The organism is Sandarakinorhabdus cyanobacteriorum (assembly GCF_002251755.1).
Taxonomy (GTDB): Bacteria; Pseudomonadota; Alphaproteobacteria; order Sphingomonadales; family Sphingomonadaceae; genus Sandarakinorhabdus; species Sandarakinorhabdus cyanobacteriorum.
Genome location: NZ_NOXT01000086.1, coordinates 26750 through 41049 on the forward strand (window position 1 = coordinate 26750; position 14300 = coordinate 41049).

The 14300-nt window shown below is 66.1% G+C and carries 13 protein-coding genes; 10 read left to right on the forward strand and 3 right to left on the reverse strand.

All coding sequences use genetic code 11. From position 1 onward, the window contains the following. Positions 1-2 precede the first annotated feature (2 nt). The 8 genes from CHU93_RS04280 (at position 3) to gyrB (ending at position 10126) form a co-directional block, all read left to right on the forward strand. Positions 3-773 carry a helix-turn-helix transcriptional regulator gene (locus tag CHU93_RS04280; RefSeq protein ID WP_086115543.1) on the forward strand — a complete coding sequence of 257 codons (771 nt, stop codon included), beginning with the start codon at positions 3-5 and terminating at the stop codon, positions 771-773. Between the two features lie 45 nt (positions 774-818). Next, positions 819-1400: an outer membrane lipoprotein carrier protein LolA gene (locus CHU93_RS04285; protein WP_094472914.1), complete on the forward strand. Its 582-nt coding sequence runs from the start codon at positions 819-821 to the stop codon at positions 1398-1400. Between the two features lie 137 nt (positions 1401-1537). Next, positions 1538-2203, forward strand: coding sequence for an NYN domain-containing protein (locus CHU93_RS04290; protein WP_094472915.1), 666 nt, complete (start codon positions 1538-1540; stop codon positions 2201-2203). A gap of 238 nt (positions 2204-2441) precedes the next feature. Then, entirely contained in the window at positions 2442-3545 is a 1104-nt protein-coding gene (locus CHU93_RS04295) for an NADH:flavin oxidoreductase (protein ID WP_094472916.1), read from the forward strand. 27 nt (positions 3546-3572) lie between these two features. Continuing rightward, on the forward strand, positions 3573-4262 hold the full coding sequence (locus tag CHU93_RS04300) for an NUDIX hydrolase (protein ID WP_094472917.1): 690 nt from the start codon (positions 3573-3575) through the stop codon (positions 4260-4262). Beyond that, positions 4259-5344, forward strand: coding sequence for a DNA replication/repair protein RecF (gene recF, locus CHU93_RS04305; RefSeq protein ID WP_094472918.1), 1086 nt, complete (start codon positions 4259-4261; stop codon positions 5342-5344). The genes CHU93_RS04300 and recF overlap by 4 nt, the downstream gene beginning before the upstream one ends. Before the next feature lie 132 nt (positions 5345-5476). Continuing rightward, positions 5477-7645 carry a sensor domain-containing protein gene (locus CHU93_RS04310; RefSeq protein ID WP_165768597.1) on the forward strand — a complete coding sequence of 723 codons (2169 nt, stop codon included), beginning with the start codon at positions 5477-5479 and terminating at the stop codon, positions 7643-7645. An 81-nt stretch (positions 7646-7726) separates the two neighbouring features. Next, the gene (gene gyrB, locus CHU93_RS04315) at positions 7727-10126 is read left to right on the forward strand and encodes a DNA topoisomerase (ATP-hydrolyzing) subunit B (protein WP_094472920.1); all 2400 of its coding nucleotides are present in this window, start codon (positions 7727-7729) and stop codon (positions 10124-10126) included. Positions 10127-10129: 3 nt separating this feature from the next. Here the strand turns inward: gyrB and acs are convergent, their stop codons facing one another. Further along, a complete protein-coding gene (gene acs / locus CHU93_RS04320; RefSeq protein WP_094472921.1) occupies positions 10130-12088 on the reverse strand; it encodes an acetate--CoA ligase in 1959 nt (652 codons plus the stop codon). A gap of 70 nt (positions 12089-12158) precedes the next feature. Here acs and CHU93_RS04325 point away from each other — a divergent pair, with 70 nt between their 5' ends. Together CHU93_RS04325 and CHU93_RS04330 are read left to right on the forward strand one after the other, a co-directional pair. After that, positions 12159-12593 carry a nucleoside deaminase gene (locus CHU93_RS04325; protein ID WP_094472922.1) on the forward strand — a complete coding sequence of 145 codons (435 nt, stop codon included), beginning with the start codon at positions 12159-12161 and terminating at the stop codon, positions 12591-12593. Beyond that, positions 12586-13032, forward strand: a complete 447-nt coding sequence (locus CHU93_RS04330; protein WP_094472923.1) for a vgr related protein — start codon at positions 12586-12588, stop codon at positions 13030-13032. The genes CHU93_RS04325 and CHU93_RS04330 overlap by 8 nt, the downstream gene beginning before the upstream one ends. Here the strand turns inward: CHU93_RS04330 and CHU93_RS04335 are convergent. Both CHU93_RS04335 and CHU93_RS04340 read right to left on the reverse strand, forming a co-directional pair. Beyond that, on the reverse strand, positions 13023-13598 hold the full coding sequence (locus tag CHU93_RS04335; protein WP_094472924.1) for a cytochrome b: 576 nt from the start codon (positions 13596-13598) through the stop codon (positions 13023-13025). The two genes, CHU93_RS04330 and CHU93_RS04335, sit on opposite strands and share 10 nt — an antisense overlap. After that, positions 13598-14278, reverse strand: coding sequence for a TonB-dependent receptor domain-containing protein (locus CHU93_RS04340; protein ID WP_094472925.1), 681 nt, complete (start codon positions 14276-14278; stop codon positions 13598-13600). The genes CHU93_RS04335 and CHU93_RS04340 overlap by 1 nt, the downstream gene beginning before the upstream one ends. Positions 14279-14300 lie beyond the last annotated feature (22 nt).

The window sequence follows — 14300 nt, forward strand, 5'->3', positions numbered from 1 at the left end:
TCATGGATCTGCGTGCCAATCTTGCTGCTGTTTCGGTCCGGTCGATGGCCGATGTGCGCCGCGCCGCCGAGGCGCTGCGCGATATCGCGCTGGGCTGCGGTGGGCTGCATGTCATCGCGGTGGACAATATCGCCTCCAAGCATCCGATGGAGGATGCCGACGGCAACATCCTGGCCGCCGATGTCTTCGGCTGGACTGGCGAAAGCGAACATTGGTGGAAGGACACCAAGCTGGCGCTGTCCTCGCCGCTGCCGCGCGCCTGCCGCTACGAATCGGAAGTCTTCTGGGCCAATGCCACCGGCTTCTACACCCGCCAGCCCAACCCCTATCTCGACGAGATGAACCTCGAGAATTTCGAGAAGCGCGCGCTGACCAAGGCCGCGATCGTGGTGCCGGTGCACCTGCCCTTTGGCCAGATCGGCGCGGTCTGCTTTGTCAGTCGCGATCCGGGCCGCTCCGATCTGTCGGCCGAATATGATGCCTGGGGCGATCCGCTCGCCCTGATGTCCCACCGTTTCCTGGCCGGTTATGTGAAGGCGCACCGCACCCGCCGCTGGCTGCCGGGCGATTGCCAGCTCACCAAGCGCGAGGTGGAATGCCTGCGCTGGGCCAGCATCGGCAAGACCGACAAGGAAATCAGCCTGATCCTGTCGCGCAGCCACGCCACCGTGCGCTTCCACATCCAGAATGCCGGCGAAAAGCTGAACGCCGTCAACCGCAGCCAGACCATCTTCAAGGCCGCCCAGCTCGGTTATCTTGGCGCGGCCGCCTGATCCGTTCATGGCGCATGAAGCCGCGGCCGTGTAAGGCGCGCGGCCATGCGCATGCTTCTTCCCCTTGCCCTGCTGCTGGCCGCCCCGGCCAGTGCCACCACGCTCGCTGATGTCGCCACATCGCTGAAAGGCACCACCAGCCTTGCGGCCGATTTCGTGCAGCAGGGCGCCGATGGCCGCATACTGCCTGGCAAATTGTGGCTGGCGCGCCCCGGCAAGGTGCGGTTCCAATATGATCGCGCGCCGATGCTGCTGGTCGCCGATGGCCGCACGCTGGCCTTTGTTGATTATGAGGTGAAGCAGGTCAGCCGCTGGCCGGTCCGCAAGACGCCGCTGCAGATCCTGCTGGCCGCCGAACCCGATCTGGCGCCGCTCGCCCGCATCACGCTCGATTCGCCCGGCCTGGTCGAAGTGCTCGCCCGCGATCCCAAGCGGCCGGAGTTTGGCACCCTGCACATCCGCTTCACCCGCTCCGCCGCGGCGCCCGGCGGCCTGGCGCTGGCTGGCTGGACTGCGCTGGATGCGCAAGGCGGCCGCAGCGAGGTGCGATTGGCCAATGTCCGCTATGGCGCCAGCATGGCCGGCGTGAACTGGGGCTTTGCCGATCCGCGCAAGGCGGCGCGCTGAAATCTGACAGCCGGTCCTGCTTGCAAATTAGGATAACTAGTCCTAAAAACCGGACATACCCACCGCGCAGCGTGCTGCCGGTTCGAAGGCCGCCAACGTCAGTTGGCGGCCTTCGCTTTTCCTGTGATAATGAAACAATGCGCACTTTTGTTTATGTTGATGGGTTCAATCTCTATTACCGGTTGCTTCAATCGGATCCTTCGCTGAAATGGCTGAACATCCTTGCCATGGCGCAAGCTGCACTGCCAAAAACAGCCGAGATCGTTCGAATGCGATATTTTTCCGCTCGAGTGTCCGGGCGACGAGACCGACAAGCGCCCGGCAGGCAACAAGCCTATCTCAATGCCTTGGCCACGCTGCCCGGTTTCGAAGCCCACATGGGCAACTTCCTCACATCATCAAAATTTGCGGAACTTGCTCAGCCGCCTGAATTCCGACCAAGAATCTCTTGGCCAGCCAATGAGCCAGCACCTGACGTCGTCAAGATCATCAAGACCGAGGAGAAGGGCTCTGACGTCAACCTTGCCAGCCATCTTTTGATGGACAGTTTTCGAAACAGCTTTGAAGCCGCAGCAGTGATTTCGAACGACGCCGATCTGATCGAGCCGATCAGGCTAGCAACCCGCGAACTGGGCAAGACGGTTGGTTTGCTCACGCCGGTGCCCAGTCCAAATCCAAGGCTGAGGGAGGTCGCCAGTTTTGTCCGTCATATCGAGCGTCGTCATCTTTCACATGCGCAATTTCCAGACGTGATTGAACTGCCAAATGGTCAAAGGGCGCAACGCCCTGCCGAATGGCGCTGAAATCTGAACAGAAACAAACACCCCGTTCATGGGCGGGCAAGGTCGAATCAGCCATAACCCACGTGTAGCCGCTGTTCGGCGATCCGGGTTTTGCCCCCTGTTGACCGGATTGCACGCGTAACCACCAGTGGCTGCATGCGTGAAGAGCGCAGACACGACCCCCGGCACCCGCCCCCGGTGCCGGGGGTCAACTTTTGAGAGGCGTGCATTTCCGGCCCGATCCGCTAGGGAAGCGGCCATGAGCACGCAAACCCTCTTCCGCGCCTTCACCCTCAACGGCCTGGCGCTGCCCAACCGCATCGCCATGGCCCCGATGACGCGCAGCTTCTCGCCGGCGGGCCAGCCCGGCGAAAATGTCGCCGAATATTATCGCAAACGCGCGGCCGGCGGGGTTGGCCTGATCATCACCGAAGGCACGGCGGTGGAGCGGATCGGCGCGGCCAATGATCCGGATGTGCCGCATTTCTTCGGCTCGGCCCTTGATGGCTGGGGCCAGGTGGTCAAGGCGGTGCACGGCGAAGGCGGCAAGATCGCGCCGCAACTGTGGCATGTCGGCGCCCTGCCCAACCGCCGCAACCCCAAGGCCGAAGAAGCCGAAAGCCCGTCGGGCCTCTACATGCCGGACAAGACCAATGGCCGGGTGATGTCCGATGAAGATGTGGCCGATGCCATCGCCGCCTTCGCCCGCGCCGCCGGCGACGCCAAGCGGCTGGGCTTTGATGCCGTCGAACTGCACGGCGCCCATGGCTATCTGATCGATCAATTCTTCTGGGGCGAAACCAACCGCCGCGACGAGCGCTGGGGCGGGGCCACCCTGCCCGAACGCGCCCGCTTTGCCGCCGAGCTGCTGAAGGCCGTGCGCGCCGCCGTTGGCCCGGATTATCCAGTGATCATCCGCCTGTCGCAATGGAAGCAGCAGGATTTCGGCTTCCGCCTCGCCCCCAGCCCGGATGCGCTGCTGGCCTGGCTCGCCCCGCTGGCCGAAGCCGGCGCCGATGCCTTCCACTGCTCGCAGCGCCGCTTCTGGGAACCGGAATTCCCCGAGATTGACGGGCCGGACGGCCTCAACTTCGCCGGCTGGGCGAAAAAGCTCACCGGCACACCCACCATCACCGTGGGCAGCATCGGCCTGTCGGGCGAATTTGTTGCCGGCATGCGCGGCGAAGCATCAAAGCCGGCCAGCATCGACAATCTGCTCGCCCGGCTGGAGCGGGACGAATTTGATCTGGTGGCGGTGGGCCGCGCCCTGATCGTCGATCCGGATTGGCCGCACAAGGTGCGCGACGGCCGCTTTGGCGACATGACCGATTACACCGCCCAAGCGCTGATGACCTTGGTGTGACGGCCGCAGTTGCGCTAGGAAATTTCCATGCGCGTCGATGAAGACAATGTGCCGATCCTGCCGGGCCGTTCGCTGCGGCCCAAGGATGCCGCCACCCTGCTGCTGATCCGCCGCGATGGCGGACCCCCACGCGTCCTGATGGGCCGGCGCGCGCGCGGCCATGTCTTCATGGCGCAGAAATGGGTGTTCCCCGGCGGGCGCATCCATCCCAGCGATTTCCGTGTGCCCGTTGCCAGCGAACTGGCCGATCATGTCGCCACGCCCTTGTGCCGCACCGCGCCGCCGCCGCGCGCCCGCGCCCTGGCGGCGGCGGCCGTGCGCGAGCTGTTCGAGGAAACCGGCCTGGTGCTCGGCCAGCCCGGCAAGGGTGTCACCCGCTCACCGGAATGGCGGGACTTTCTCGGGCTCGGCTATCTGCCGCACTTGGCACCGCTGCAGTTCGTGGGCCGCGCCATCACGCCGCGGGTGCGGCCGCGCCGCTTTGATGCGCGCTTCTTCATGGCCGATGCGGGCGCGCTGGTCAGCCTTGATCCCACCAGCGGCTCGGGCGAGCTCGACGAGATCGCCTGGTTCCGCTGGGACGAGGCGGAAAGGCTGGACCTGCCCAGCATCACCCGCGCCATCCTCGCCGATGTGGCGGCGCGGCTCAGCGACCCGACGCGGCCCATCCCCTACCATCGTTTCGACGCCGGCAAGCACCGCCTGCTTGATCTGTGACGGCGATCACCCGCCTTGCCCTCACCGATGTTCGCAACCACGCCGCAGCCAGTCTGGAGGCCGCGCCCGCCCTGGTGGTGATCACCGGGGAGAATGGCGCCGGCAAGACCAACATATTGGAAGCCATCTCGCTGCTGGTGCCCGGCCGTGGCCTGCGCGGGGCGGCCCTGTCGGCCGTGGCACGCCACGGTGGCCCCGGCGGCTGGAGCGTGGCGGCCAGCCTGACCAGCCCGGATGGCCCGGTGCAGCTGGGCACCGGCACGGTGGCCGATGCGCCCGAACGCCGGCTGGTGCGGATCAACGGGGCGGCGGCCACCGCGGCGGCGCTGGGCGAATGGCTGGCCCTGGTCTGGCTCACTCCGGCGATGGACCGGCTGTTCAGCGACAGCGCCTCGGCCCGGCGGCGCTTTTTCGACCGGCTGGTGCTGGCGCTGCACCCCGGACACGGCCAGCGGGTCAGCCGTTATGAGGCAGCGATGCGCGAGCGCAGCCGCCTGCTCGCCGCCGATGCGCCGGCCGATCCCGTCTGGCTGGCCGCGCTGGAGGCGGACATGGCCAGCCACGGCACCGCCATCGCCGCCGCCCGCGCCGATGTGCTGGCCGCATTGGCCGATGCGCTGGCGGCCGCCCCCGATGGCCCGTTTGCGCGCCCGTTGATCGCGCTTGCCGGCAATAATGCCGATGAACTGGCTGGCCGGCTGGCACGGGGCCGGGCGCGCGATGCCGCTGCAGGGCGCGCCATCGAAGGGCCGCACCGCGCCGATCTGATCGTCACCCACCAGGCCAAGGCGATGCCGGCCGCCGCCTGTTCCACCGGCGAGCAGAAGGCGCTGCTGATCGCCATCGTGCTGGCCCATGCCGGGCTGGTGGCGGATCGCCAGGGCCGGCCGCCGATCCTGCTGCTCGATGAAATTGCCGCGCATCTGGATGCCGGCCGCCGAGCGGCGCTGTTCAGCCAATTGGCCGGCATGGGCGTGCAGGCGTGGATGACCGGCACCGATCCGGCACTGTTTGATGCTGTTGCCGGCTGCTGGCTGCACGTCGACCACGGGGTCGTGCTGCCATCCGCCCCGCCGGGCTGATCGCCGAAAGGCAAAACTGGAAAGCTTTTGGCAGCCTTGGTCAAAATTTTACGATTTGGGCGCATAGCCTGAAATAAAGCAAAGTCGCGAATCGCCGTTGCCCTTCGACATGATCCTGGGAGAATGAACCCGATGTCGGACGTGAGTTGGTTGCTGGACGAGCAACTGGCGCCGCGCAGCCCCCTGGCGGGCCGGCCGCTGGATGCCCGTGCGTTGGCGGCAGCCGAACCGATCCTGGAAGTGGCCGGCATCGGGGCCTGGCAATACACGCCCGGCGGCACCCTGTGGTGGAGCAACCAGACGCGGCGGATCCACGGCGTGTCGGCCGGTTTTGTCCCCACACTCGATCTCGCGGTGAATTTCTATGTGCCGGAACATCGGCAGATCGTGGCCGATGCGGTCGAGCGGGCCAGCCAGGATGGCAAGCCCTGGGATCTGGAACTGGCCATCCGCCGCGGCGATGGCGAACGCCGCCAAGTGCGGGCGCGTGGCCGCGCGGTGCGGCGGAAGCGCAGCGAGGCGCTCTATCTGCTCGGCACGTTTGAAGACATCACCGATCGCCATGTTGCTGCCACCCGCGCCGCGCGCGAGCTGGAATTGCGCAGCCGCACCGAAACACTGTTGCGCGATGTGATCAGCGGGATTCCGGCGGCGCTGTCAGTCTATGATGCCGATGAACGGCTGATCCTGGTGAACGAGGTTTATCGCGATATCCTCCCGGGCAACCGCCAGTTCATGGTTCCGGGCGAAACCCTGGCCAACATCATCACCCGCAAGGTGATGGCCAATCATTATGTGCCGGAAATCAGCGCCGATGATCCGCCCGAAGCCCGCGCCGCCTGGGTGGCCGATTATCTGCGCCAGCATCGCGCCGCCGGCTACAAGCGGGTGTTCCACCCGGCGGACGACAAGTTCATGCAGGCCAGCACCGCCATTTCGGAAAGCGGCAACATCGTTTCGATCCGCACCGATGTCAGCGAGCTGAAGCGGGCGGAGCGCGAACTGCGCCGCCGGGCGGAGGAAGACACGCTGACCGGGCTGGCCAACCGCGAGGTGCTGCTGTACCGGCTGGAACAGGCGGCACAGGGCGAACGGCCGGGCTTCCTGATCCTGCTCGATGTCGATTTCTTCAAGGCGGTGAACGACAGCCTGGGCCATGCGGCCGGCGATCTGCTGCTGCGCATCGTCGGCCGGCGGCTGCGCATGCTGGTGGGCAAGATCGGCGGACCCGGCAGCATCGCCGCCCGGCTGGCTGGCGATGAATTCGCCCTGATCATCAACCGCGCCGTTGATCCCGATCATCTCGCCGAACTGGCCACCGGGCTGATGACCCGCATGCGCCGCCCGATGCAGCTCGGCGCCAGCCGCTATGCCCCGTCCGTCTCCGTTGGCATCGCGCCCTTTCCGGATCAGCCCTGCGATCCCAAATTGCTGCTCGCCAATGCCGATGCGGCGCTGCTCGATGCCAAACGCCAGGGCCGCGGCCGCCATGTGATTTTCAGCGCCGCGCTGGCCGAGCGCGTGGTGCGGCGGACGCAGTTGGCGGAAGCCTTGCGCCGGGCGCTGGCCGCCAGCGAGCTGCAGGCCGCGCTGCAGCCGCAACAACGGCTGCGCGATGGCAAGGTGCTGGGCTTTGAGGCACTGGCGCGCTGGCAGCATGGCAGCCAATGGGTGCCGCCATCCGAATTCATCAGCCTGGCCGAGGATGTGGGCCTGGCGCAAAGCCTGGGCCATGCCGTGATGGAAGCGGCGATGGCCGGATTTGCCGCCATGCTCGCCGCTGGGCTGGAGCCGGGCCATCTTGCCATCAATGTCTCCACCGCGCAGCTGTTGGCCGATGATTTCGTTGATCAGGTGGCCGCGGCGCTCGCCCGCCACGCCATCCCGCCCCGCCGGCTGGAAATCGAGGTCACCGAAACCGTCCTGCTCGACCGCTCCACCGCCCGCATTGGCCAGACGCTGGAGGCATTGCGCGCCATGGGCTGCACGCTGGCCATGGATGATTTCGGCACCGGCTATGCCTCGCTCTCTCACCTCACCAGCTTTCCGGTGGATCGCATCAAGATTGATCGCAGCTTCACCCACGCCATCGACAGCGAGGATGGATCGGGCCTGATTGCCCGCTCGCTGATCCAGCTGGGCGGCGCGCTGGGGCTGGAGGTGATTGCCGAAGGGGTGGAAACCGACAGCCAGCGCAACTTCCTGTTCACCCACGGCTGCTCGGCCATCCAGGGCTATTGGTTTGCCCGGCCGATGCTGCCCGATGCCGCCATGGCCTGGCTGCGCGCCCAGGCAGGCTGAGCCGGCAAAATCAACCCTCGCGCGCGCGGGCGGGAGTCTCTATAGCCGCTGGAGGACCATCCCAAGCCGCAGGCCCCCGCTTTGACCGAGAACAATCCCAACCCCGCCCAGATCAATGATTATGGCGCCGACAGCATCAAGGTGCTGCGCGGGCTTGATGCCGTGCGCAAGCGCCCCGGCATGTATATCGGCGACACGGATGACGGGTCGGGCCTGCACCACATGGTGTTCGAAGTCAGCGACAACGCCATCGACGAGGCGCTGGCCGGCTATTGCGACCGCATCGACATCGCGCTGAACGCCGATGGTTCGGTGAGCGTCACCGACAATGGCCGTGGCATTCCCACCGGCATCCATGCCGAGGAAGGCGTGTCGGCCGCCGAAGTGATCATGACCCAGCTGCACGCCGGCGGCAAATTCAACAACAGCCACGACAATGCCTACAAGGTGTCGGGCGGTCTGCACGGCGTCGGCGTCTCGGTGGTCAACGCCCTGTCGGAATGGCTGGAGCTGACCATCTGGCGCGACGGCGAAGAGCATTGGATGCGCTTCCACCACGGCGAGGCGCAGGCACCGCTGAAGGTGGTGGGCCCATCGAACGGCAAGCGCGGCACCCGTGTCACCTTCTTCCCGTCGGCCGAAACCTTCAAGTTCATCGATTTCGATTATGCCCGGCTGGAACACCGCTTCCGCGAGCTGGCCTTCCTCAATTCCGGCGTGCGCCTGGTGCTCACCGATGCCCGCCATGCCGAAGGCAAATCGGTCGATCTCTATTATGAAGGCGGCATCGCGGCCTTCGTGAAGTTCCTCGACAAGTCCAAGCAGGCACTGATCCCCAACCCCATCGCCATCACCGGCCAGGCCAATGACATCGGCATCGATGTCGCGCTGGAATGGAACGACAGCTATTACGAGCAGGTTCTCTGCTTCACCAACAACATCCCGCAGCGCGATGGCGGCACCCACCTCGCCGCCTTCCGCGCCGCGCTCACCCGCACGCTCAATGCCTACGCCGAACAGTCCGGCCTGCTGAAGAAGGAAAAGGTCAGCCTGACCGGCGATGACATGCGCGAAGGCCTGACCGCCATCGTCTCGGTGAAGCTGCCCGATCCGAAATTCTCGAGCCAGACCAAGGACAAGCTGGTCTCCTCCGAAGTGCGCCAGCCGCTGGAAAGCCTGATGGCTGACCGGCTGGATGTGTGGCTGCAGGAAAATCCGGCCCACGCCCGCACCATCGTCGCCAAGATCATCGACGCCGCCGCTGCCCGCGAAGCCGCGAGGAAGGCGCGCGACCTCACCCGCCGCAAGGGCGCGCTCGACATCGCCTCCCTGCCGGGCAAGCTGGCCGATTGTCAGGAACGTGACCCGGTCAAATCCGAACTCTTCCTGGTCGAGGGGGACAGCGCCGGCGGCAGCGCCAAGCAGGGCCGCAACCGCCAGTATCAGGCGATCCTGCCCCTGCGCGGCAAGATCCTGAACGTCGAACGCGCCCGGCTGGACCGCATGCTGGGTTCCCGCGAAATCGGCACGCTGATCCAGGCGCTGGGCACCGGCATCGCCCAGGATTTCACCATCGACAAGCTGCGCTACCACAAGATCGTCATCATGACCGACGCCGATGTCGACGGCGCCCATATCCGTACCCTGCTGCTCACCTTCTTCTTCCGCCACATGCCGCAGCTGATCGAGCAGGGCCATCTCTTCATCGCCCAGCCGCCGCTCTACAAGGTCAGCCGCGGCCGGTCAGAGGTGTATCTGAAGGACAATGCCGCGCTGGAGGATTATCTGGTCGAAGCCGGCACCGGCGCGCTCGTGCTCAACACCGCCGCCGGCCCGCGTTCGGGCGCTGATCTCGCCGCGCTGGTCGATCACGCCCGCCGTGCCCATGCCCTGATGGATTATGTGCCGCGCCGCTATCCGGCCGCGATTGTGGAGGCGCTGGCCCTGAACGGCGCGCTGGCCGGGGCCTCGACTGAGGCCGCCGCACGCACCGCTGCCTGGCTCAACGCTGCTGAAACCGATGGCGGCCAATGGACCGCCAGCCTGGCGGCCGACGGCGGTTACCAGGTCGAACGCGCCTGGCGCGGCGTCACCGATTATCATGTCATCGATGGCGCCTTCCTGGTCGCCCCCGAAGCCCCGCGCCTGCATGCGCTGATGGCGCCGGAAGCCGCCACCTATGCCGCCCCCGCCATGCTCGGCACCATGCGCGTCACCCGCCCGTCCGACCTCTTGTCGGGCGTGCTTGATGCCGGCCGCAAGGGCCTGTCGATCCAGCGCTACAAGGGCCTCGGCGAAATGAACGCCGAGCAGCTGTGGGAAACCACGCTGGACCCGGCCGCCCGCACCCTGCTGCGGGTGGACATTGGCGAGGCGGCGGATGCCGACGACATCTTCGCCAAGCTGATGGGCGACGTGGTCGAGGAGCGTCGCGCCTTCATCCAGGAAAATGCCCTGAACGTCGCCAACCTGGACGTGTGAGGCTCAGCGGTTCAACCGCCCCTCGATCAGCGCGTCTACCACCGTCGGGTCTGCCAGCGTGCTGGTGTCACCCAGCGCGCCAAACTCATTCTCGGCGATCTTGCGCAGGATGCGGCGCATGATCTTGCCGCTGCGGGTCTTGGGCAGGGCCGGGGTCAGGTGGATATGGTCGGGCACGGCGATGCCGCCGATTTCGGCGCGGACCGTCGCCTTCAACGCGGCAGCCAGCGCATCACTCGCCTCCACCCCGGCGTTCAGTGTGACATAGGCATAAATGCCCTGGCCCTTGATGTCGTGCGGGAAGCCGACCACGGCGGCCTCGGCCACATCCGGGTGCGCGACCAGCGCCGATTCCACCTCGGCCGTGCCCATGCGGTGGCCCGACACGTTGATGACATCATCGACGCGCCCGGTGATCCACCAATAACCATCGGCATCCCGCCGCGCGCCGTCGCCGGTGAAATAGCGGCCGCGATAGGCGGTGAAATAGGTCTGGGTGAAGCGCTCATGATCGCCGAACACCGTGCGCGCCTGCCCCGGCCAACTGCGCAGCAGCACGAGATTGCCGCTGATCTCGGTGCCCGGCGTCCAGGCGATCAGGCTGCCATCGGCCTCAACCAGCGCCGGCTCGATGCCAAAGAATGGCCAGCTGGCGCTGCCGGCCTTCAGCGGCGTGGCACCGGGCAGGGGGGTGATAAGCGCGCCGCCGGTCTCGGTCTGCCACCAGGTGTCAACGATGGGCAGCTGCCCCTTGCCCACCACGCGGTGATACCAGTTCCAGGCTTCGGGATTGATCGGTTCGCCCACCGTGCCGAGCAGGCGCAGACTGGACAGATCATGCCGGTTCACCGGTTCATCGCCATCGCGCATGATGGCCCTCAATGCGGTCGGCGCGGTGTAGAAGATGTTGACCTTGTGCTTGTCGATCACCTGCCAGAAGCGGTCATTGGCCGGCCAGCTCGGCACGCCTTCGAACATCAGCACCGTCGCCCCGGCCGACAGCGGGCCATAGACGATATAGCTGTGCCCGGTGACCCAGCCGACATCGGCGGTGCACCAGAAAATCTCGCCAGCCCGGTAATCGAACACGGTTTCAAAGGTCAGATTGGCCCACAGCAGATAGCCGGCGGTCGAATGCAGCACGCCCTTGGGCTTGCCGGTCGACCCGCTGGTGTAGAGGATGAACAGCGGATCTTCGGCGTTCATCGGCTCGGGCGTGCAGGTGGCCGGCACCTCGGCGCGGATCTCGTGCCACCAATGGTCGCGATCCTCCACCATGCTGATCGCGCCGCCGGTGTGGCGGATGACCAGCATGGCCTCCACATTCACGCCGGCTGCTTCTGCCTTGTCGCAAGCTTCGTCGGCAATGGCCTTCAGCGGGATCGGCTTGCCGCCGCGCCGGCCTTCATCGGCGGTGATGATGAAGCGGCTTTGCGCATCCTCGATGCGGCCGGCGAGACTCTCGGCCGAAAAGCCGCCGAACACCACCGAATGCACCGCGCCGATGCGGGCACAGGCCAGCATGGCCATCGCCGCTTCCGGGATCATCGGCATGTAGATGGTCACCCGGTCGCCCTTGTCGACGCCCAGGGCCACCAGCGCATTGGCCATGCGCGTCACCTCATCGCGCAGCTCGGCATAGCTCAACCGGCGGGTCTTGGCCTTGGGATCATCGGCCTCCCAGATGATCGCGGTGCGGGTGTGATCGGCTTCGGCCCAGCGGTCCAGGCAGTTCCAGCTGGCGTTGATCACGCCATCTTCAAACCATTTGATGTCCACCGGATCCCACGACCAGTTGCCCATCACGGTCGGCGCCCGATACCAGTCCAGCCGGCCGATCTGGTCCCGCCAGAAGCCATCGGGGTCGGCAAGGCTGCGGGCATGGGCTGCCTGATATTGCTCGGCCGTGGTGCGGGTGATGGCCAGCGCGGCCTGGGTGACGGGGTGGATGGTCTCGCTCATGCCGCACAGACTAGGCCGTGCGCGCCGGCTGGGCTAGAGTTTTGCCATGGTCTTCCCCCCCTCCAAAGCAATGGCCCAGGCGCTGGACGAAGCCCGCGCCGCCGCCGCGCGCGGGGAGGTGCCGGTGGGCGCGGTGATCAGCGATCCTGCCGGTGCCATCATCGCCAGCGCCGGCAACCGCACGCGCGAGCTGCACGATCCCACCGCCCATGCCGAGCTGCTGGCCATCCGCGCCGCCTGCGCCGCGCTCGGCAGCGAGCGGCTGACCGGCTGCACCCTCACCGTCACGCTGGAGCCATGCGCCATGTGCGCGGCGGCCATCGCGGCGGCGCGGGTTGAGCGGCTGGTCTATGGCGCTTCCGATCCCAAATCGGGGGGGGTCGAACAAGGCGCCCGCGTGTTCAGCCACGCCCAGTCCCACCACCGGCCCGAGGTGATCGCCGGGGTGGCCGAAGCCCAATGTGCTGCCCTGCTGAAAGATTTCTTCGCGGCCAGACGTGTCTGAAAACCGCCCACTGACGCCCGGCGAAATCGCGCTGGTCGCCAGCGTTTTCGGTCCCGCGCTCGATCCTGCCCCGGTGCGCATCCGCCGTGCCAAATATTGGGCGTTGCACCCTTGGTGGGTGACGATGGCGCCCAACGGCCAGATCTGGTGCCACCCCAATGGCCCCAACTGGTCACCCGATTATGCCGCCGAACCGCCGGGCTTCCAGGCACATTTCGTCCATGAAATGGTGCATGTCTGGCAGTTTCAGGTGGGCGGCCATCTGGCGCTGCGGCGGCCGCCGTTCGCCCGCTATGGCTATGCGCTCGTGCCCGGCAAGCCCTTTTCTCGTTATGGGATCGAACAACAGGCGATGATCGTCGAACACGCCTTCCGCGCCCGCCTGAGCGGTCAGCCCGATCCGGCGCTGGAGGCGCTGCTGCCGTTCGGTCAATCCTGACGGGTGCCGGGCCGGCCCTTCCACATGCCCATCAGCACATTGTCGCGCCGCCGGTCGTGGTGCCAGAAGGCGGCGATGATGTGCACGCTCACCAGCGCCAGCAGCGCCCAGGCCAGACCGAAATGCGCCCAATAGGTGGGCGCCACCAGCGGCTTTGATTTGGGGATGATGCCGGGCACGGTGAACAGGCCGAACACCTTGGTGCCGCTGCCGAACGCCGATGACGCCAGCCAGCCGGTGATCGGCACTGCCAGCATGAGGGCATAGAGCGCGATATGGGCGCGATGCGACCAGATTTGCTCGAACATGGTCAGCGGTGCCGTCTGCGGCACGACATTGCTGCGCCGCCAGGCCAGACGCGCCAGCACCAGCACCAGCGCCAGCAGCCCGAACGCCTTGTGCCAGTGGATATAGGTGATGAAGACCAGCGGCGATGATTTGAACCACGGCATGCTGTCGTTCACGTGCAGCACGAACAGCGAGGTGCCGATGATCAGCAGCGCCATCAGCCAGTGCAGCGCGCGGGCCACCCCGCCCCACTGCACCGGTGTGTTGCGCAGCGGCATCAGAACTGCGTGCCCAGGATGATGCCGAACTGGCGCCGCCGCGGTGCCGAAACGGCGAAATCGCGGAAGAATGTGGTCTGGTTCAGCCCGGTCAGCGGGTTCACCCGGGTCAGCAGGCGATTGAAGTCAAGCAGGCGGGTCACCACCAGCGGCGTCTGATCGTCCAGAAGATTGCTGGCAAACAGGGTCAGATTCCAGTGCTTGCCCTCGATGCCGATGTTGACGTTGAGATTGTAGCTGTCGCCAGCCCAGTTGAGATTGTCGACCTGGGAATAGCGGCGGCTTTCATAGGCAAGATCCGCCCGGGCAAAGGCCGAAATGTCCTTGGCCACCGGCCGGGTCACCTGCCCGGTCAGGATGAACTGGTGCTGCGGGGTTTGCGGCAGCCGGTTGCCGCGCAGGTCGCCACCCGAAAGACCATCGACATCCAGCGGGTTGATGGCGCCACCGCGCAACCGGGCCGGCCGGCCATCGGTGTCGAAAATCTCTTCGGTGGTATCGTCATAGAATTGCTTGAAGCGGGCATCGACGAACGTATAGGCCGCGCGCAGGAACAGCCAGCTTGTGGCGTTGGCGCTCACGTCAAATTCAAAGCCCTTGATCTGCGAGCGCCCGGCATTCTGGATGAACACCACCGAATTGGGCGTGTTGTTGGTGCGGGTATAGCCCGCCTTATTCATGAGCCTTCCTGTCAGGGCGTTG

Coding starts and splice junctions, on each gene's coding strand:
- CHU93_RS04280 (WP_086115543.1), top strand. CDS start 3: ATGGATCTGCGTGCCAATCTTGCTGCTGTTTCGGTCCGGTCGATGGCC.
- CHU93_RS04285 (WP_094472914.1), top strand. CDS start 819: ATGCGCATGCTTCTTCCCCTTGCCCTGCTGCTGGCCGCCCCGGCCAGT.
- CHU93_RS04290 (WP_094472915.1), top strand. CDS start 1,538: ATGCGCACTTTTGTTTATGTTGATGGGTTCAATCTCTATTACCGGTTG.
- CHU93_RS04295 (WP_094472916.1), top strand. CDS start 2,442: ATGAGCACGCAAACCCTCTTCCGCGCCTTCACCCTCAACGGCCTGGCG.
- CHU93_RS04300 (WP_094472917.1), top strand. CDS start 3,573: ATGCGCGTCGATGAAGACAATGTGCCGATCCTGCCGGGCCGTTCGCTG.
- CHU93_RS04310 (WP_165768597.1), top strand. CDS start 5,477: ATGTCGGACGTGAGTTGGTTGCTGGACGAGCAACTGGCGCCGCGCAGC.
- acs (WP_094472921.1), bottom strand. CDS start 12,088: ATGAGCGAGACCATCCACCCCGTCACCCAGGCCGCGCTGGCCATCACC.
- CHU93_RS04325 (WP_094472922.1), top strand. CDS start 12,159: ATGGCCCAGGCGCTGGACGAAGCCCGCGCCGCCGCCGCGCGCGGGGAG.
- CHU93_RS04335 (WP_094472924.1), bottom strand. CDS start 13,598: ATGCCGCTGCGCAACACACCGGTGCAGTGGGGCGGGGTGGCCCGCGCG.
- CHU93_RS04340 (WP_094472925.1), bottom strand. CDS start 14,278: ATGAATAAGGCGGGCTATACCCGCACCAACAACACGCCCAATTCGGTG.